Genomic DNA, 18,966 nt, shown 5'->3' on the forward strand with positions numbered 1-18,966 from the left:
CTGGGTGGGCAGTTACCCGGTTCATGACCCAACGCCCCATTCACATAAGCGAGTCAATGCGCTGAGCCGGTCAAAATGACGACGCCGCCATCAGGCCGTCGCCCGGCACTGCCACCACCTCCGCCGAACCTGCACCGATCTGCGGGGTGCTGTTCCGGGCCCGGACGGGGTGCCCTGGCCGGATCTGCCCGAGCGGTACGGGCTCGACCTTCGCGGCTGCCTCCGGCACGCCGGCGACCCGCAGCATGGTGGCGATTTCGGTGAGCTGAACGGGTATGGGCAGGTTTGTGACCCACGTCTGAGGGCCATTGCTGAGGACGACCCTTCAACTCATCGAACAGGGAGTCTTTTCATGCGCATGCGTACCATTGTGGCGGCTGCGGTTCTGTCGGCCGGTCTTGTTCTGGGCGGTTCGGCCTCGGCGCTGGCGCACGGCGGGGGCGGACAGGGCGACGACGACGGCCACTCGTCGAGCGCGTGCTGGATCGTGGCTGGTGCGGGCCACGGCCAGGGCTACTACGCCCAGGGATGTCAGCGCTCCGACGACGAGGGCGATGAGCGCGAGGGACACGACGGCTTCCTGTCCGGCCCGGACTTCGGCGGCCATCAGCACTGATCGTCCCGCCGCGCCTCCCACCTTGGCGGCCAGCGCCGGGCAGCGGGTGCCACCCCTGGACCAAGCCCGCTGCGAAGCAGCGCGCCAGGGTGGGTAGGGCGCACAGGACATCCGCTCCCCGCGGAGGCACAGCACCGGTCCCGTCACCTCGGCCGTAACGGGACCTTTCGTATGCGACCCGCCACCGGCCCACCGCACTCACAACCAGGACCCTGACCAGCAGGAAAAGCGAAAAGCCGCTGGAGTACCGGGGCAACCCGTAACGCGGCGCCCTTACGCCTCCAACTCCAGGACCTTCCTGGGAACTTCAGCCGATCCGGCGGGCTCGTCGACAACGACGGCCGGGACCTGTTTCCGGCCCACCTGTGTCCGTACCGCCCCCATGCTCGCCACGATGACGAGGGAGATCGCGAGGGCCTCGGGGGCGGAGAGGGCCTGGTCGAGGATCAGGAAACCGGCGGTCGCGGCGACAGCGGGCTCCAGGCTCATCAGGATCGCGAAGGTGGAGGAGGGCAGGCGCCGCAGGGCCAGCAGCTCAAGGGTGTACGGCAGCACGGAGGACAGAACGCCCACCGCCGCACCCAGGGCCACGGTGGTCGGGTCGAGCAGCCTCCCGCCCGACTCGACGATGCCCAGCGGCAGAAACGCCACCGCGGCGACCACCATGGCGAGCGCCAGCCCGTCGGCCTGCGGGAACCTTCGCCCCGTACGGGAACTGAGGACGATGTACACCGCCCACAGGACACCGGCGCCGAGGGCGCAGGCGACCCCTACGGGATCAAGGGTGCCGAAGCCGCCGCCACCGAGCAGGAAGACCCCGGCGAGGGCGAGACCGGCCCAGGCGAAATTAACGGCTCGCCGGGAGGCGATCACAGACAGCACGAGCGGCCCGAGCACCTCCAGCGTGACGGCGGGACCGAGCGGAATCCGTCCGATGGCCTGGTAGAACAGCCCGTTCATGGCGGCCATGGTCACCCCGAACAGGACGACCACCCCCCAGTCGCCCCGCGAGTACCCGCGCACCTTCGGCCGGCACACCAGCAGCATGATCACGGCGGCGGCCACCAGCCGCAGCGTCACGATGCCGAAGGCCCCGGCCCTGGGCAACAAGGTCACGGCTAGCGCCCCACCGAACTGCACGGATATCCCCCCGGACAGCACGAGTCCAACGGCCCCCAGGGCCCCCCACCCCTTACGCGCCCCCCGATGCCGCCCCCGAGAGCCCCCGGGGGTGGGAACGACGAGCGCGGGCAGGTTGGCGGAGGCCAGCACAACCTCACCCGCACCGGCAGGCACCACCGTTCCGGCCACGGCGGCCCACGAGGGCAGACGCTCAGCACTGGGCATCTTCACAGGGCCTTCCCACGATTTACGCGCGATCTCCGTACAATGAGATGCACTCTAACGTCCAGAGTAATGGACCAGGAAGAGCATGCGAACCCGGGGCACCCGAGGCGTCCAGGCCTGCGCCACGACGGCCGGGCAAAGCCATTGATGGACACCCTCAGACTTCTGAAGTAGTTTTGAAGTCATGACTGCCATGCCCATAGAAGCGAATTTCTCGGAGCTGATCCAGAAGCCCAAGGACACGGTCGCCCGCATGCAGGGCAGCGCCCGCCGAGGCATCCGCCTGCACCGCCGCGATGACGAAGACCTGTACCTCACCACTGCGGCCCGAGCGGACGAGGCCGTGCAGGTCGTCGACTCCACCACCCGGATCTTCGTCGCCATGATGAAGAGCGACCCCCAGGCGACAAAGATCCTCACGCACGTCTTTCCCGAGGCGTTCCCATGGGTGCGCTTCCTGCCCGAAGCGGCCGTCCGCGAGTTCCTCGTCGAGTTCGTCGAGACCGCGCGCGCAGCCGTCGACCTCGACAACGTGAGCCTGCTCGCCCCCGTGATCGCCGCGTGGAAGTCCACCGCCCTCATCCACGCCGACAAGAATCTGCACCGCGAGCTCACCACCCCGGCCGGCGAGGACTTCGGCCCGGTCGAGCCGCCGGAGGTCCCCTCCGAGTGAGTCCGAAGAAGGGAGACTCAGTCGCACCGCGACCGGGGAGGAGCGAGTACGACATCCGGTACGGGGAGACCGCGACGGTCGAAGGATGGCGCAAGGTCGGCAACAAGGCACCTGGCAACGCCTACAAGGCGTGGGAGCAGATGAGAGCCGATCCAAGGCCCCGCCGTCCAGACGGAACGCCACCACCAACTCAAGTTCGATCTCGCTCACCGCGACTACAAAGGTGAACGGCTGCCGCAATGGCAGATCGAGGTCACAGGCGGTGGGCGCATTTGGTACGTGGTCGACGAGGTGCGGCGCATCGTCTGGCTGGTGAAGGCCGGCCTCGGTCACCCCAAAGCAACCGAATAGCGGCCTCTCCTTGCCGGAGGCGGGTTCGGAGACCATGTTCACCGCCGTTACAACCACTGCTCGGCCCAGCCTCCCGGGAGATCAACTCCGGCCGTCCCCCGGCCCCCGCGACCGAGGCCAGTCCAGCACTGTCAACTCGGGCCACTGCTCCCGCCACCGCGCCGCCTTCGCCTCGTAGACGGCCTGCGGGGCAAGTACCGGGTTCGGCCGGACGACGAGGTTGAACACGTCCGACAGCCCGTGCGGCGCGTACACACGCCACCGGCCGTCCCCCTCCAGGCGTACGCCCAGACAGCACGTCGTCGCCGCGAAGCTGTCGATCGCCGCCTCGGTGGACGAGTGCGGCGGGCACCGGACGCCGAACTTCTCCTCGTACCAGAGGTGGACCCGGGCCTCGTTGCGGATCTCGACCTTCGCCGGCAGGCCGGCGAAGACCTCGTGCCCGGCTCGGATCGCCCTGTCCTCCGCCTCCCAGGACAGATCGCCGTCGTCGAAGTAGAAGACGTCGTAGTCCTTGATGCCATGGGTGGGCGGCCTGTCCGTGGCGACGTTCCACACGGTTTGGAACAGACACCCGGCCGTCAGATACCACCCGGGCAGATCCAGCGTCGAGGTGCGGACCAGCACCTCCAGCAACACGTCGTTGCGGGACAACACCTCGCGCAGAACTACGAGTTGCTCATCAAGGGGAAGCCGACCGATCACCCCTCGGGTCGCTCGGCAACGAAGGAGCCGAGGCCCGGCTCGGTGTAGATGAGCCCCTCCGCACGCAAACCCTTGTGCACCTTCTGCGCGGTCACGGCGGCGATCCCGAACTCTGCCGTGATCTCCACAACGGACGGGATGCGAGTCCGCGGCGGGTACGTGCCGTCCTCGATGCGGCGGCGGATCACCTCGGCCACCTGGCGCCAGCGGGGGATGTCGGCAGCAAATTCCATCACCGCACCACCATGCGCAGACGGCCGTATTCTGTGCGATTCACAGTCCACCGCTCATACAGCAGTAGACCGCAGTAGGGTATAGCTTTGAAAGACCCCGGCAGCGGATTCCGGCCGCTCCGGGGCATGGCCACCAGCAACCTCAACTGGAGCTGATGACAGTGACCGACCTTATCGACCGCCTCATCGCCTCATCGCCTGGGCGTGCACCCTGCTCACCCCGCGCGGCGCGCACCGCCGTACCCGCCCGCCCATCCTTCTCGTACCCACCGCTCCACCCCCGGCCCGCCCCACGCTCCCCGCCCACCGCAGCCCGTACGGCCTTGACGCCGACGCCCCTCTCGACGGCGCCGCCACCAGGTCCGTACGCCCGTACCTCACCGCCCATGAACAACGGCTGCGGCGAAGGGAGATGGCGATGGCCACCCTGGGGTTGGACATGCCCGGTCCGTACTGGACCCACGGGGTGGAGGTCGCATGACGCGTTCGCCTCGCCTGCTTCCCTGGTCCGGCCAGGAGGGCAAGCCCTGTTACCTGATCACCGACGACCACGGCGGCCCCGTGTCCCGCCTGGCCGACGCCACGGAGTCCATCCAACTCGGCATGGGCGCCGAACTCCTCGCCCACGCCCGCGAACTGCTCCCGGACATGCCGCGCGGCGAACTCCGCTTCCTCGCCGAGCGGTTGACGGAGGCCCTGCGTGATGCGCTCCGCGTGGCCGAGAGCCGGGGGCAGCGGCTGAACCGGCTGAACTGAGCCGGAGGCGAGAGCGAAGGGAAGGGAGGAGGGTGCGGCCACCCCAGCCCTCCTCCTCGCGGCCACTGAAGACATCGTCGCCGAGATCGAACTGGCTGCCCGTCCCGCAACCCAAGGACATGTGCTTCCTCTGCCTCCGTTCCTCTCAAACCTCGTTCCCCTCCAACCCCTCCGCCAGCACCTCCGCCAGATGCCGCCCCCGTACCCCCGCCAGCTGCTGGAGCTGCGTCCGGCAGGAGAACCCGTCCGCCAGCACCACCGCCCCCTCGCCCGCCTCCCGGACCGCCGGCAGCAGGTGTTCCTCCGCGCAGGCCGTCGACACCTCGTAGTGGCCCTTCTCGAAGCCGAAGTTGCCGGCCAGACCGCAGCAGCCGCCGACCAGTTCACCCCTCAGGCCCGCGGCCTCGCGCAGCCGTCGGTCCGCCGCGTCGCCCAGGACCGCGTGCTGGTGGCAGTGGGTCTGGCCGGTCGCCGGGCGGTCCACGTGGGGCGGGGTCCAGTCGGGGGCATGGTGTTCCAGGGTCTCCGCGAAGGTGAGGACCGCGTCCGCGAGGCGTCGCGCGCGCGGGTCGTCGTGCACCAGCTCCGGGAGGTCGGCGCGGAGGGCTGCCGCGCAGCTCGGTTCGAGGACCACCACCGGGGTGCCCGCGTCCAGGACCGGTTCCATGACGTCGAGCGTGCGGCGCAACACCGCGCGGGCCCGGTCCAGTTGGCCGGTCGAGACGTACGTCAGACCGCAGCAGACCCGGGTGCGGGCGGGCGGGGGCAGCGTCACCTCCAGGCCCGCCGCCTCCAGTACGCGTACCGCCGCCTGTCCCACCGACGGCGTCAGGTGCTCCGTGAAGGTGTCGGGCCAGAGGACCACCGGCGGACGCCCTCCACCCTCGGGCACCGCCGCTCGCCTCCCCCACCACCGGCTGAACGTCTCCCTCGCCACCGCCGGAATCTCCCGCTCGGGCGCGATTCCGCCCAGCCGTTTCGCCAGTGCCGCCAACGCGCCCACCGAGGCGAGCAAGTTGAGCACGCGCGCCGTGCGCGTACGAGCGACGGCCCCCAGCCACACCGGCAGCAGGCCCATCGCATAGTGCGCGGCCGGGCGCAGTCGGCCGGCCCAGTGGTGGTGGAGGAACTCCGCCTTGTACGTGGCCATGTCGACCTCGACCGGGCAGTCCGAGCGGCAGCCCTTGCAGGAGAGGCACAGGTCCAGCGCGTCGCGGACCTCCGTCGACCGCCAGCCGTCGGTGATCACCTCGCCCGCGAGCATCTCGTGCAGCAGCCGGGCCCGCCCGCGCGTGGAGTGCGCCTCCTCGCCCGTCACCCGGAAGGACGGGCACATCACCTCCGAGCCCCCGGAACCTCCCTTGCCGACGGCCGGCGTACGGCACTTCGCCACGCCCACGCATCTGCTGACCGCCGCAGCGAAGTTCCCGCCGTCCGCCGGGTAGCCGAAAGCCACGTCCACCGGCTCGCGGGGCAGGACGGCGAAGCGGAGGTTCTCGTCCAGGCGGGCGGGGCGGACCAGCATGCCGGGGTTCAGGAGGTCGTCCGGGTCCCAGATGGCCTTCGTGCGCTCGAAGAGGGCGATCACCTCGGGGGCGTACATTTTCGGGAGGAGTTCCGCGCGGGCCTGGCCGTCGCCGTGTTCGCCCGACAGGGAACCGCCGTGCGACACCACCAGTTCCGCCAGCTCCTCCGAGAAGCGGCGGAAGCGGGCCACGCCCGGCGCCGTCAGCAGGTCGAAGTCGATGCGTACGTGGATACAGCCGTCGCCGAAATGGCCGTACGGCGTGCCGCGCAGGCCGTGGTCGCGCAACAGCCCTCTGAAGTCCCGCAGGTACGCGCCCAGTCGGGCCGGCGGTACCGCGCAGTCCTCCCAGCCGGGCCAGGCCTCCGTGCCGTCCGGCATCCGCGTCGCCGTGCCGCTCGCGTCCTCGCGGATGCGCCACAGGGCGCGTTGACCGGCCGGGTCGGACACCACGAGGGCGTTCGTGACGTCCGCGGCGCGCACGATCGCGTCCGCACGCGCGCGTGCCTCCGCCGGGGTCTCGCCGCCCGTCTCCACGAACAGCCAGGCGCCGCCCCGGGGAAGGTCCGTGGCGGTGCGGACCAGGTCGGCGGCCATGCCCTCGACCGTCAGCGGACCGTACGGCAGCAGGCCTGCCGCCGCCTGAGCCGCCGCGCTCTCGTCCACGTACGCCAGCACGGCCAGCGCACGCGCGCGCGGGGCCTCGACCAGGCGGACGACCGCCTCCGTGACGATCCCCAGGGTTCCTTCCGAGCCGCAGAAGGAGCGGGCGACGTCCGCGCCCTTCTCGGGCAGCAGTGCGTCCAGCGCGTACCCCGAGATACGGCGGGGGAGGTCCGGGAAGCCGGTGCGCAGGCGGGCCAGGTCGCCCTCCGCCAGCTGTCGCAGGCCGTCCGGGGCGCCCGCCCAGTCCCGGCCAAGGCGAAGCCGGTCACCGCGCGCGCGGATCACCGTCAGCTCACGCACGCTGTCGGCGGTGGTGCCCCAGGCGACGGAGTGCGCGCCGCAGGAGTTGTTGCCGATCATGCCGCCGAGCGTGCAGCGGCCGTGCGTCGACGGATCGGGGCCGAAACGCAGCCCGTGCGGGGCGGCGGCCTCCTGAAGACGGTCGAGAACCAGCCCTGGCTGAACAACGGCGGTCTGTTCCTCGTGGTTGAGGGCGAGGAGGTGGGCCATATGCCGCGTGAAGTCCAGAACGACCCCTGTACCGGTCGCCTGGCCCGCGATCGACGTACCCCCTCCGCGCGCCACGACCGGGACACCGTGCGCCCCGCAGACGGCGAGGGCCGCCGCCACGTCGTCCGCGTCGCGCGGGGCGACCACGCCCAGCGGGACGCGCCGGTAGTTCGACGCGTCCATGGTGGTCAGCGCCCGGGACGTGACGTCGAAACCGACCTCGCCCCGGACGGCCTCCCGCAGTTCCGCCTCCAGCGGCCGAAGATCCGTCATGCCCCCAGCATGCATCCCACCACTGACAGTGACCGTCGGGGCGGCCGGGCAAACGTGGACGGTTTGTGGGGACCGAACCGAAACACCGCCAATTTGATCACTAACTCCCCTATAGTTACGGCGAGTTGAGCACCATTAGTCACATCTCGCTCACGAACCGATCGCACAGGCACCCCGCAGGGCCCCGTGGGCCAGGCGGCAGCACCGAGGACACAGCCGAGGATCCGACCCAGGAACCGACCGAGGACCGCTTCATGACCGCGCCCCGCCAACCCGGTGAACGCCCCGCCTACCGCGCCCTCCTGCCCGCCCCGCTGCTCACCGCCGCACTCGCCGCCGTCGCGGTGGCCGGCGGGGTCGCCCGGGCGCCGGACGAGGCACGGGTCCCGCTCGCCCTGGGCGGCGCGGTCGCCGCGCTGCTGCTGTGCGCGGCCGTCACCGTGGCCGTCCACGGCGTCAGGTCCGCCCGTCTGTCGGGCCGGCGGCTCGCGACCGTCACCGACGACGCCGGTCGGCTGCTGCACGACCGCGCCCTCCTCACCGAGGAGCTGAACCAGGTACGGGCCGGAACGGCCGCCGACCTGGAACGGGAACACGCGCGCGTGTCCGCCGATCTCGCCCGGGAACGCGTCCGCCTCACCGAGGCGTCCGCCCGGGAGTACAGCCGCCTCCAGCAGGAGAAAGCCGACGAGATCACCCGGCTCTCCGAGGACAACACCCGCCTGGCCGAAGAGCTGCGCCGGGCCAACCAGGAGCGGGCGGCTGCCCTCGCGGCCACCGCCAACGTGGCCGGCCGTATGCAGGCGCTGGCCACGAGCACCCTGGCCGACCTGCGCGCCATGGAGGACCGGCACACGGACGAGGACGTCGTCGCCGACCTCCTCCACCTCGACCACCGCACAGCCCAGGCGGGCCGCCTCGCCGACTCGATCGCCGTCCTCTCGGGCGCGCGTTCGGGCCGCCGCTGGGCCCGCCCGATCGCCATGGAGTCGATCCTGCGCGGCGCCATGGGCCGCATCAGCGGCTACCAACGCGTGCGCGTGCACTCCGCCAGCGCCGCCGCCGTCGCCGGACACGCCGCCGAGGGCGTCATGCACGCGCTGGCCGAACTCCTCGACAACGCCGCGAACTTCTCGCCGCCGACCGCCGAGGTCCACGTGTACGTCGAGGAGGTCCCCGCCGGGGTCATCGTCTCCGTCGAGGACAGCGGCCTGGTCATGAGCGACGTGCAGCTGCGTCGCGCCGAACGGGCCGTCTCCGGCGAGGACGGAAAGAACGACGCCAGGGGAAGCGGGAGGAGCTCCGACGGTGTGGGGCTCGGCGGCCTCACCGGCACCCGCCTCGGCCTCACCGTCGTCGGCCGGCTCGCCCGCAAGTACGGCCTCAAGGTCTCCTTCCGCCCCTCGGCACGCGGCGGCACCGGCGTCCTGGTGCTCGTCCCGCAGGATGTCCTGGCCGGAAGCCCGGTGGCGGCGGAGCCGCTGCCCATGCCGATGCCGCCACCGCCGCCGACTCGACCGGCAGCACAGCCGGTGACGGAGGCCCCCGTGGCCCCGGCGCCCACACCCGGCGAACCCTGGGAAGCCCACTCCGCAGAGCGGGAACAGCAACAGCACCCGCAGGTGTCGTACGCGGAAGAGGGCCACGCGGAATGGCCGTACCCGGAGGAGCCGTACGCGGACACACCCTCCGCGCGGGAGCTGGCGTACGAGCAGGAGCAGCCGTACGAGCAGGGGCGGGCGTACCCGCAGGAACCGTACGCGGAGCCGTCCTATGCGGAGCGGCCCTACGCGGAGCAGTCGTACACCGCCGCCCGCGCCGCCGTCGGTGACCTGGACCCGGACCCCGTACCGACCCACGAGTCCCCCGACCAGGCACCGGAGCCCCCGGAGAGCCACTCCGCGGAGGTGCCCCCCGGCGAGCTGCCGCAGCGGCGCCGGGGCCGTACGCTCGCCGCGGCCGAGCGCGCCCGAGGGGCCGCGGGGGCCGACGAGTCCAGGTTCTCGATCCCGCTCGCGCCGCCCGACCCCGACGACACGCGCGAGCGGGTGGCCCGCTTCGGGAGTTTCCGGCAGGCCGTGCGCGGCACCGTGCCCGATCAGGCGGCCCTCCAGGGCAGCGCCGGCCCGGAGCCGGCACCCGCGCCCTACGCCGCCCCCGCGCAGGCCCCCTCGACCCCGGCGGAAGCCGCACCCGCACCCCCCACCACCTCCCACCCGGAAGGCGACCCCACCCCATGACCGGCACTGGCCTCGGCCCCGGACCGACGACCGCCGACGACAAGCTGACCTGGCTCATCGAGGGCCTGCTGGAGCGCACCCCGGGTGCCCGGCACGCGCTCGTGCTCTCCCGGGACGGCCTGAAGCTGTGCCGTACGCCGGAGCTGTCCGTCGACCAGGCGGACCAGCTCGCCGCGATCGCGGCCGGCATCCAGTCGCTGTCGCACGGCGCGTCCGTGGAGTTCGGGGACGGCAGCGGAGGGGTCCGTACCGCGATGACCGAGTTCTACGGCGGGGTGCTGTTCATCGTCGAGGCCGGCCAGGGCGCGCACCTCGCCGTCGTCACCGCCGAGGACGCGGACACCGGGCTCGTCGGCCACAACATGAGCGAACTCGTCGAGCAGCTCGGCGAACACCTGCGCGCCCAACCCCGAACAGTCCAGTCCCGGACAGTTCAGCCCCGTACGGCATGACTGGACCGGGGGGACAACCGGGGAACCGTCCGGGAAGGGACGATTCTCCGGACCGGCTCTACACGCTCACCGGAGGGCGCAGCCGCGCCACGCCCGACAACCCGTTCGACCTGGTGACGTTGGTCGTCGCCGAGTGCGGTCCGGCGCCGGGGATGCAGTCCGAGCACACCGCGATCCTGCGGCTCACCGAGCGTCCCACGGCGGTGGTGGAGGTCGCCGCCGTGCTGCGGCTGCCGGTGGGAATCACCAGGATCCTGCTCGCCGACCTCCTCGCCGCGGGCCGCGTCAGCGCCCGCCATCCGCGCCGGACCGCCGTTACCGACCCCGACATCCTGGAGCAGGTGCTCGTTGGACTCCGCAACCTCTGACCCGGCCGAAGGCGCCGATCCCGAGGCCGACCCACGGCCACCGCTGCGCGCCTCCGCCGACAACGGGCTGAAGATCGTGGTCGTCGGCGGCTTCGGCGCCGGCAAGACGACGCTCGTCCGTTCGGTCAGCGAGATACGTCCGCTCAGCACCGAGGAGACGATGACACGGGCCGGCGAGTCCGTCGACGACGTCAGCGCGGTGCGCGACAAGAACGCCACGACCGTCGCCTTCGACTTCGGCCGCATCACGCTCGACGCCCGCAACGTGCTGTACCTGTTCGGGGCGCCGGGCCAGGAACGCTTCTGGTTCCTCTGGGACCGATTGTTCTCCGGCGCGCTCGGCGCGGTCGTCCTCGTCGACACCCGCCGCCTCGACGACTCCTGGTACGCCATCGACCGCCTCGAACGGCACGGCACACCGTTCGTCGTGGCCCGCAACGACTTCGGCGGCCCCGACTTCGCCCCCCAGGCCATCCGCGACGCGCTCGACCTCGACCCCGACGTACCCCTCATACACTGCGACGCGCGCGCACGGAGTTCGAGCAAGCGGGTGCTGATCGCCCTCGTGGAACACGCGAAGAACCGCTACCGGCGTTCACAGCCTGCACATTCGTACGATGCTCAAGTCCCCGCCCCTTACGAGGAGTTGCCCCGGTGACCGCCGCTCATGTCCCCCTCAACGGCTCCCGGCTGCGGACCGAACCCGACCGGCTGTACCGGGAGATGCGGCGCGACCATGGTCCGGTGACCCCGGTGCTGCTCGACGGGGACGTACCCGCGTGGCTGGTGCTCGGCTACCGCGAACTGCATCAGGTCACCGGCGATTCCGTGCTGTTCAGCCGGGACTCGGAGCTGTGGAACCAGTGGGAGAGGATCCCCGCCGACTGGCCGCACCTGCCGATGATCGGCCGCGGACAGCCCTCGATCCTCTACACCGTCGGCGAACGCCACCGCGAGCGTGCCGCGATGATCGGCAGCGCGCTGGAGGAGGCCGATCCGGTCGAACTGCGGTCGTACACCGAGAAGTTCGCGGACGAGCTGATCGACGCGATCTGCGCCCGGGGCGAGGCGGACCTCGTCCAGGAGTACGCGATGCGGCTGCCGGTACGCGTCATCGCCCGCCTTTTCGGATTCGCCGACGAGGACGGGCCGGCCCTGGTCTCCGCGACGCTCGCCATCACCGACGGCCTGGAGACCGGTATGGCGGGGCAGCAGCACCTGGTCGAGTCGATGGGCCGCCTGCTGGCCGCCCGTAGGCTGCGGCCCTCGGACGACGTGGTCTCGCGGATGCTCGCGAACCCGTACGGCTTCACGGACGAGGAGATCGCCCACGACCTGATGATCATGATCGCGGCGGGGAACGACCCGACGGCCGACTGGATGGGCAACTCGCTGCGCCTGATGCTCACGGACGAGCGGTTCGCGGCCTCCCTCTTCGGTGGCCGCAGCAGTGTCGCCGAGGCCATGAACGAGGTCCTGTGGGAGGACGCGCCCGTACAGACCATGCCGGGCCGCTGGGCGTCCCGCGACACCCGCCTGGGCGGCCGGCACATCCGTACGGGCGACCTGCTCCTCCTCGGCCTCCAGGCCGCCAACTCCGACCCCCAGGTCCGCACCGACGGCTCCGCCCTCACCGGCGGCAACAACGCCCACTTCTCCTTCGGACACGGCGAACACCGGTGCCCGTTCCCGGCGCAGGAGGTCGCGGAGGTCATCGCGAGGACAGGCATCGAGGTCGTCCTCGACCGCCTCCCGGACATCGACCTGGCGGTCCCGGCCGAGACGCTGACCCGCCGCGCGTCCCCGTGGCTACGGGGCCTGACGGAACTCCCGGTGCGGTTCACGCCGATCCTGAGGGGCTGATTCCAGCCCGTCCGGCACCATCCAGCCCGTCCGGCGTTTGAGGACGAGGCCCCTTCAGGGCCGAAGCGGGGGTCTGGGGGCGGCAGCCCCCAGAGACGGGCGCCCCCCCAACCCCCCGCCAACCCCGCGGAGCGCGTCTCACCGGACGGACCACGTTTCCTCCACGTTTCCCAAAACGGCTAGGCTCCCCCCGTGGCTGAGATCCAGATTCCCGCTGACATCAAGCCCGCCGACGGACGTTTCGGCGCGGGCCCCTCCAAGGTGCGGACGGAAGCGCTGGACGCGCTGGCCGCCACCGGTAGCTCCCTTCTCGGTACCTCCCACCGCCAGGCCCCGGTCAAGAACCTGGTCGGCAGGGTGCGCGAGGGCATCTCCTCGCTGTTCCAGCTCCCCGACGGCTACGAGGTGATCCTCGGCAACGGCGGCTCCACCGCGTTCTGGGACGTCGCGACGCACGGCCTGATCGAGAACAAGTCGCAGCACCTCACCTTCGGTGAGTTCAGCTCGAAGTTCGCGAAGGCGGCCAAGCTCGCCCCCTGGCTCGCCGACCCGACGGTCCTCTCCTCGGACCCGGGCACCCACCCGGACCCGGAGGCCGAGGCGGGCGTGGACGTCTACGCCTTCACCCACAACGAGACGTCCACCGGTGTCGCCGCGCCCATCAAGCGCGTACCGGGTGCCGACGAGGGCTCCCTCGTCCTCGTGGACGCCACGTCCGGCGCCGGCGGTCTGCCCGTGGACATCACCGAGACCGACGTCTACTACTTCGCCCCGCAGAAGTCCTTCGCGGCGGACGGCGGCCTCTGGCTCGCCGCGTTCTCCCCGGCCGCGATCGAGCGCGCCGAGCGCATCCACGCGAGCGGACGCCACGTACCGGAGTTCTTCTCGCTCCCCACGGCGATCGACAACTCGCGCAAGAACCAGACGTACAACACCCCGGCCCTCTCCACCCTGTTCCTCCTCAACGAGCAGCTGGAGTGGATCAACGGCCAGGGCGGCCTGGACTGGGCCGTGCGCCGCACCGCCACCTCGGCCCGCACGCTGTACGGCTGGGCCGAGGACGTCAAGTACGCGAACCCGTTCGTCACCGACCCGGCCAAGCGCTCGGCGGTCATCGGCACGATCGACTTCTCGGACGATATCGACGCCGCCGCGGTCGCCAAGGTCCTGCGCGCCAACGGCATCGTCGACACCGAGCCCTACCGCAAGCTCGGCCGCAACCAGCTCCGCGTGGCGATGTTCCCGGCGGTCGACCCGGCGGACGTCGAGGCGCTGACGAAGTGCATCGACTACGTGATCGAGAAGCTGTAGCCGCTTCCGTACTCCCGTACATGAGCACGTACGCAGGAGGGGGCGCCCGGTGAGCACCGGGCGCCCCCTCCTCATGCCCCACGTGCCCTCAGCACCTCACGTAGCCGTACAGCTCACCGCAGGCACACCCCCACCTCCCGGCGCTCCCCCGAACCCGAAGCTCGCCGAACTCCCCACCGCCACGCTCCCGTTGTGAGACGCGTTCACAGCGGTGACCGTCGCTCCGCTCTGCGTGTACGAGGCGTTCCACATGCTGGTGACCGTCTGTGCGCCACTCCAGGTCCACGTCACCTTCCAGGACTTGAGCGCAACCGTCCCCGAATTGGTGACCTTCACCTCGGCGTTGAACCCGCCGCCCCAGTCGCTGCTGACGGCGTAGGTGGCGGCGCAGGCCGCCGTGCTGCCGCCACCGCCACCCCCTCCCCCGCCGCCACCGCTCCCCGGGAACCCCGGCGCCTTGACGCTCGCCAGGTAGCCGTCCTTCACCGTGTCGACCGTCTGCCAGTCGTCCTTCAGAATCCCGCCCGTGTCACCGGAGTTGGGGTTCCAGGACCAGAAGGTCCAGTGGAAGGCGTCCGAGCCGTAGGTCGCTGTCGGCCGCAGATAGTCGACCAGCGCGGCCAGCCACCGCTGGTCCACGGTCGACTGGAGGGTCGTACCGAACTCCCCCACCCACACCGGCGCGATGTTCTGCTTGAAGAGGTAGCCCCAGTACTTGTCCCAGATCCCCGGCATGTTGGCGGGGAACGAGGGATCGCTGAACCAGCTCTGCTGGGCCACGCTCGTCGCGTAGTCGTGGGCCGAGTACACCACCCGGTTCGCCACATCCAGCTGCACCGGATACTGCGCGACCCCCATCAGGTTGCCGCCCCACCAGCCGGAGACCCCGTTGAACGTCTGCACGCCCTCCACGAACACCAGCAGCTGCGGATTGACCGACAGCACCGCGTTGCCCGCCCGCTGCGCCGCCAGCCGCCAGTCCTTCGTCGTGTCACCGCAGCCCCAACAGGCGGGATCGTGCGGCTCGTTGTGCAGGTCGATGCCGATGACCGCGTCCTGGCCGGAGTAACGCGCTGCCAGCGCCTTCAGGTTGGCGATCCATGTCGACTCGGGCACCGCCGAGGTGTACCAGAGGGCCGACTGCCCGCCCGCGTCCGGCCGGTGCCGGTCCAGGATGACCTTGAGGCCGTCCTGACCGGCGTACGCGACCAACTTGTCCATGATCTGCAGGGAGTTCAGACCCTGCAGGTCGGCGTTCTTGCCGCTGCTGAAGTCGATGCTGTTGGGGACGGTGGAGGACTTGAAGATGTCGTCGCTGTACGGCAGCCGGATGGTGTTGTAGCCGAGCGTCCTCATCTGGTCGATCATGCTCTTGTAGTCGCGGGACCAGAGGCCGTGCACCACGTTGTTGCTGGTCTCGAAGCCGAACCAGTTGATGCCGGCGATCCGGACCGGCTGCCCGGCCGCGTCCAGGATCTGGCGCCCGCTGGTGTGCCAGTAGCCGGCGCCGGCGGCTGCCGCACGGACGTCCGCCGTATCGGCGTCCGCCGCGTGGGCGGCCTGCGCACCCGCTCCCAGCGGTAGCAGGAGCACGGCGGCCACGGAACACAGCGCCCTTCGCCAGGTACGGCGGTCGCGGAGTTGGGGGAAGCGGAACATGTCGCTCGTTCCTCTCGGGAGGCGCGGCCCCGGAATCGATGGGAGCGCTCCCACATACCGCGCACCTCCCAGGAAACTGACACAACATGCCCACGTCAATACTCGCGGCACCGCGGAGTGCGTGCAGCACGGAGTTCAGCAGCCGCCCGGAACTCCCGTCGGCCCTGCCCCGGGGCTTGAGGAATCTCAATGATCGTGTCAAGCCGCCTGTGTGACGGGCGGGGCGGAGGTGAACAGCCTCTTGTCACGCAGCATGGCCCACAGCACGTCGACCCGTCGCCGGGCGAGCGCGAGCAGGGCTTGGGTGTGCAGCAGTCCTTCGGACCTCTTCCTGAGGTAGTAGTCGCGGGACGGTCCGGGCCGCATCATCGCGGTCTGCGCGGCCATGTAGAAGATGTGCCGCAGACGCCGGTTGTATCGCTTGGGCCGGTGGTAGTTACCGGTGCGGCGGCCGGAGTCCCGGGCGACCGGTGCCAGGCCGGCGTGCGAGGCGAGACGGCCGGCGTCGCGGTAGCCGGACAGATCGCCGACGATGGCGACGAACTCGGCGCCCAGGATCGGGCCCATGCCCGGCATGGATTCGATGATCTCGGCGCGTTCGTCGGTGCGGAAGGCTTCGCGGATCTCCCGGTCGTTGTCCTTGATCCGCTCGTCCAGGGCAAGGAGCTGGTGGGAGAGGTCACAGACCAGCTTGGCGGCCCGTTTCTCACCGGGCAGAGCGGTCATCTGCGAGTGGGCGGCCTCGACGGCCTTCGCGGCGACTTCAGCGGCACCACGGACCTTGCGTCGTTCCAGCCAGGTTGTCAGGCGCTTGACGCCGATCCGGCGCAGGGCGGCGGGGGTCTGGTACTCGGTCAGCATGACGACCGGGCCCTTGGCCGCGGAGTAGTCGAAGGCTCTCTCCAAGGCCGGGCAGATGCCCACCAGCAGATCGCGGAGCCGGTTGATCAGCCGCACCCGATCTCCGATCAGGTCGGCCCGGTAGCGGGTCAGCAGCTGGAGGGTCGAAACGAGCTCCGGCGGTGTGTCCAGCGGGGCGAAGTCCCGCCGCATCCGTGCCTGGTCAGCGATGACTCGGGCGTCTTTGGCATCGGTTTTGCCCTCGCCCCGGTAGGCGCCGGTCATCCGGTTGACCGTGCGGCCGGGCACGTAGACGACCTGCTGGCCGTGTGCGATCAGCAGGGCCAGCAGCAAGGTGGAGGCGCGTCCCGAGATGTCCACCGCCCATCGCACCTCGTCGGCCCGTTCCCGGGCCGTCCCGATGAGAGTCAGGATCTGGGCTTCGTCGTTGATCACCTTCGTCGAGAACAGCGTCTCGCCGTCGGCGTCGACCGCAACCGCCCAGTGATGCCCCTTGCCGGCGTCGATGCCGACCCATATCCGCGCCTGCCGCGTGCTCAACCCCATCGCTCCGTATCCCTCGTGACCAGCACTTCATGGCCCGAAGAACACCCCGCCGACAGGTCCCTAACCAGCGATGACCGCAGTTCTCAATCAGTGGTCGGAGCGTCCCGGAGGACCGGGCGGCCATTCCTCGTGAGCCATCAACGGCAAACAACCATCAGCCACACCCGGTCCTCCCGGACCGCCTCACATTCTTAGGGAACATCCATGTCGGATCGTGCGCTAGGCCCTCGTTGTGCCTGGTGAGCGGCTGACGGGGCGTCGGCGGTGGGCGCGATCTGAAGTCTTCCCACAGATAACGTCCGCCGCTACTTCAAGCCCTCCCCGGAGGCCATCGCTGCGATCACCAGCCTCCTCGCCCCTGGTGATAGCCGACGCTGAGGCACATTCCCGTAATTCGCCGGATGAGGATGCCCTGCCGTCAATTCGCCTCGGGCCCGAACCGACGCTTGTATGCCGACGGAGTGATGCCGGTCTCGCGGCGCATCAGCGTACGCAGGTTGGCGGCGGTGCCGAGCCCGCTGCGCCGCGCGACCATCTCGAAGCGGGACTCGCCCCGCTCGATCAAGCGGCATGCGAGGGCAAGTCGTTCCCCCGTCAGCCAGGTCAACGGCGTCGTGCCCAGTTGCGCTTGGAAGCGGCGATGCAGCGTCGCCGCACTGACCGCCGCGCGTGCCGCAAGGTCGGGCACGGTGAGCGGTGAGTCCAACCGTTCCTGGGCCCAGACCAGGACAGGTGCCAGGGACTCGTCCGGCAGGTCGGGCATGGGGCGCTCCACGAACTGCCGCTGCCCGCCGTCCCGGTGCGCGGCGAAGACCAGTCGCCGGCTCACGGAGTTAGCGACCTCCGCTCCGTGGTCGCGGCGCACCACATGCAGTCCAAGGTCGAGCGCGGCCGCGCTCCCCGCAGCGGTAAGGATGTCACCGTCATCCACGAACAGCACGTCTGATTCGAGGTGGACAGATGGGAAGCGGGCCCGGAAGGAATCCGCCCATTGCCAGTGCGCGGTGGCCCGGCGCCCGTCGAGGACTCCGGCCTCGGCCAGCGTGAAGGCGCCGCTGCAGAAGCCGACCAGGCGCGCACCGCGCGCGTGCGCCCGTCGGACGGCATCGAGCACGGCCGGTCGGCGGGGCACCTCGACGTCTGGGCGATTGGGGACGATCAAGGTGTCCGCGGCATCGGCCGCTTCCAAGTCGGCGATTCCCGTGAGCGTGAAGAATCCGTCGCGCATCAGGGTGTGGGGCTCGGGGGAGCAGAGCCTGAAGTCGTAGAGGTCACGGCCGATCTCCGGTCTGCGCAGTCCGAAGATCTCGGTCGCGCAGCCGAGCTCGAAGGGGTTCGAGTTCTCGTCCACGATCACGACGACCCGGTGTACGCCCGCCGAGCGAACTGCCTGCGAGGATTCTTTCGCCATATGCAATTCCTAGCACTCACGCCAGGCGTACGACAGACTGAAGGATGAGCACATGAGCAACGAACCGATCCCCCTCAGCAAGGCTCTGGCCTCCTTCGATGCCCTGTGGAGCCCCCGCATCGTCACGCGCGTCAACGACTACGACGTCCGCATCGCCAAGGTCCAGGGCGACCACATCTGGCACGCCCACGACGACACCGACGAGTTCTTCCTGGTACTCGAAGGAGAACTGCACATCTCCTTGCGCGAGCCCGCCGGGGAGCGCACGGTCCTGCTCCCGCAGGGGGCGGTCTTCACCGTCTCCCGAGGTACGGAGCACAAGCCGTACTCTCCGTCCGGCGCCGCGATCCTTATGTTCGAGCCCGCCGGGACGCCGACCGTGGGCGATCGCCACGACGAGATCCCGGACCACGTGGACGCAACGACCGGGCACACACTCAACACCTGAGCCGACAAGCTTCGGGCCCCCTTTCACTGGCATCAGCGCGTCACCGGGTCCTACCGTTTCACCGACCTGCCCGGATGGAGCTGCGCGGTACTCAATCTTCGGCGGCGTCCTGATCGCGCAGGGGGCGCATTCCGCCGGGCAAGTCGGGGAGC

The 18,966-nt window shown here is 70.4% G+C and carries 18 protein-coding genes and 1 pseudogene; 11 read left to right on the plus strand and 8 right to left on the minus strand.

The window, feature by feature from the left end:
• Window positions 1-70 precede the first annotated feature (70 nt).
• Window positions 71-247 (minus strand): hypothetical protein, encoded by a 177-nt coding sequence (locus tag ACW4TU_RS19725; RefSeq protein ID WP_457429291.1) that lies wholly within the window; start codon window positions 245-247, stop codon window positions 71-73.
• Between the two features lie 111 nt (window positions 248-358).
• Between ACW4TU_RS19725 and ACW4TU_RS19730 the strand changes: the two genes are divergently transcribed.
• Entirely contained in the window at window positions 359-616 is a 258-nt protein-coding gene (locus ACW4TU_RS19730) for a hypothetical protein (RefSeq protein ID WP_457429293.1), read from the plus strand.
• Between the two features lie 273 nt (window positions 617-889).
• Here ACW4TU_RS19730 and ACW4TU_RS19735 read toward each other — a convergent pair whose 3' ends face one another.
• Entirely contained in the window at window positions 890-1,963 is a 1,074-nt protein-coding gene (locus ACW4TU_RS19735) for an EamA family transporter (RefSeq protein ID WP_457429295.1), read from the minus strand.
• Window positions 1,964-2,147: 184 nt separating this feature from the next.
• On the opposite strand from ACW4TU_RS19735, the gene ACW4TU_RS19740 reads away from it, so the two are divergent.
• A complete protein-coding gene (locus tag ACW4TU_RS19740; protein WP_457429297.1) occupies window positions 2,148-2,636 on the plus strand; it encodes a hypothetical protein in 489 nt (162 codons plus the stop codon).
• Window positions 2,637-3,068: 432 nt separating this feature from the next.
• Here the strand turns inward: ACW4TU_RS19740 and ACW4TU_RS19745 are convergent, their stop codons facing one another.
• Both ACW4TU_RS19745 and ACW4TU_RS19750 read right to left on the minus strand, forming a co-directional pair.
• Complete coding sequence (locus tag ACW4TU_RS19745) at window positions 3,069-3,692, minus strand: nucleotidyltransferase family protein (protein ID WP_457429298.1); 624 nt, start codon at window positions 3,690-3,692, stop codon at window positions 3,069-3,071.
• On the minus strand, window positions 3,689-3,925 hold the full coding sequence (locus ACW4TU_RS19750) for a GntR family transcriptional regulator (RefSeq protein ID WP_329282983.1): 237 nt from the start codon (window positions 3,923-3,925) through the stop codon (window positions 3,689-3,691). The genes ACW4TU_RS19745 and ACW4TU_RS19750 overlap by 4 nt, the downstream gene beginning before the upstream one ends.
• Before the next feature lie 477 nt (window positions 3,926-4,402).
• Between ACW4TU_RS19750 and ACW4TU_RS19755 the strand changes: the two genes are divergently transcribed.
• The gene (locus ACW4TU_RS19755) at window positions 4,403-4,681 is read left to right on the plus strand and encodes a hypothetical protein (RefSeq protein ID WP_457429300.1); all 279 of its coding nucleotides are present in this window, start codon (window positions 4,403-4,405) and stop codon (window positions 4,679-4,681) included.
• A gap of 145 nt (window positions 4,682-4,826) precedes the next feature.
• Here the strand turns inward: ACW4TU_RS19755 and ACW4TU_RS19760 are convergent, their stop codons facing one another.
• A complete protein-coding gene (locus tag ACW4TU_RS19760) occupies window positions 4,827-7,655 on the minus strand; it encodes an FAD-binding and (Fe-S)-binding domain-containing protein (protein WP_457429302.1) in 2,829 nt (942 codons plus the stop codon).
• Window positions 7,656-7,909: 254 nt separating this feature from the next.
• Here ACW4TU_RS19760 and ACW4TU_RS19765 point away from each other — a divergent pair, with 254 nt between their 5' ends.
• From ACW4TU_RS19765 to serC, 6 genes are all read left to right on the plus strand, one after another.
• Entirely contained in the window at window positions 7,910-9,895 is a 1,986-nt protein-coding gene (locus tag ACW4TU_RS19765) for a sensor histidine kinase (RefSeq protein ID WP_457429304.1), read from the plus strand.
• The gene (locus tag ACW4TU_RS19770; protein ID WP_457429306.1) at window positions 9,892-10,347 is read left to right on the plus strand and encodes a roadblock/LC7 domain-containing protein; all 456 of its coding nucleotides are present in this window, start codon (window positions 9,892-9,894) and stop codon (window positions 10,345-10,347) included. Before ACW4TU_RS19765 ends, ACW4TU_RS19770 begins: the two co-directional genes overlap by 4 nt.
• Window positions 10,344-10,715: a DUF742 domain-containing protein gene (locus tag ACW4TU_RS19775; RefSeq protein ID WP_457429307.1), complete on the plus strand. Its 372-nt coding sequence runs from the start codon at window positions 10,344-10,346 to the stop codon at window positions 10,713-10,715. Before ACW4TU_RS19770 ends, ACW4TU_RS19775 begins: the two co-directional genes overlap by 4 nt.
• Window positions 10,696-11,373, plus strand: a complete 678-nt coding sequence (locus ACW4TU_RS19780) for a GTP-binding protein (RefSeq protein WP_457429308.1) — start codon at window positions 10,696-10,698, stop codon at window positions 11,371-11,373. Before ACW4TU_RS19775 ends, ACW4TU_RS19780 begins: the two co-directional genes overlap by 20 nt.
• Complete coding sequence (locus ACW4TU_RS19785) at window positions 11,370-12,578, plus strand: cytochrome P450 (RefSeq protein ID WP_457429309.1); 1,209 nt, start codon at window positions 11,370-11,372, stop codon at window positions 12,576-12,578. Before ACW4TU_RS19780 ends, ACW4TU_RS19785 begins: the two co-directional genes overlap by 4 nt.
• Window positions 12,579-12,770: 192 nt before the next feature.
• The gene (gene serC / locus ACW4TU_RS19790) at window positions 12,771-13,889 is read left to right on the plus strand and encodes a phosphoserine transaminase (RefSeq protein WP_457429310.1); all 1,119 of its coding nucleotides are present in this window, start codon (window positions 12,771-12,773) and stop codon (window positions 13,887-13,889) included.
• Between the two features lie 96 nt (window positions 13,890-13,985).
• Here the strand turns inward: serC and ACW4TU_RS19795 are convergent, their stop codons facing one another.
• Window positions 13,986-15,548 (minus strand): cellulase family glycosylhydrolase, encoded by a 1,563-nt coding sequence (locus tag ACW4TU_RS19795; protein ID WP_457429311.1) that lies wholly within the window; start codon window positions 15,546-15,548, stop codon window positions 13,986-13,988.
• A gap of 198 nt (window positions 15,549-15,746) precedes the next feature.
• Window positions 15,747-16,949, minus strand: a complete 1,203-nt coding sequence (locus ACW4TU_RS19800) for an IS110 family RNA-guided transposase (RefSeq protein WP_457418680.1) — start codon at window positions 16,947-16,949, stop codon at window positions 15,747-15,749.
• A 297-nt stretch (window positions 16,950-17,246) separates the two neighbouring features.
• Here ACW4TU_RS19800 and ACW4TU_RS19805 point away from each other — a divergent pair.
• Window positions 17,247-17,333 (plus strand): annotated as a pseudogene (locus tag ACW4TU_RS19805) (site-specific integrase); the annotation flags it as partial.
• A 40-nt stretch (window positions 17,334-17,373) separates the two neighbouring features.
• Here the strand turns inward: ACW4TU_RS19805 and ACW4TU_RS19810 are convergent.
• On the minus strand, window positions 17,374-18,366 hold the full coding sequence (locus tag ACW4TU_RS19810; protein WP_457429312.1) for a GlxA family transcriptional regulator: 993 nt from the start codon (window positions 18,364-18,366) through the stop codon (window positions 17,374-17,376).
• Between the two features lie 52 nt (window positions 18,367-18,418).
• Between ACW4TU_RS19810 and ACW4TU_RS19815 the strand changes: the two genes are divergently transcribed.
• The gene (locus ACW4TU_RS19815) at window positions 18,419-18,814 is read left to right on the plus strand and encodes a cupin domain-containing protein (RefSeq protein WP_457429314.1); all 396 of its coding nucleotides are present in this window, start codon (window positions 18,419-18,421) and stop codon (window positions 18,812-18,814) included.
• Window positions 18,815-18,966: the final 152 nt, after the last annotated feature.

Source organism: Streptomyces kryoterrae, from assembly GCF_054072135.1.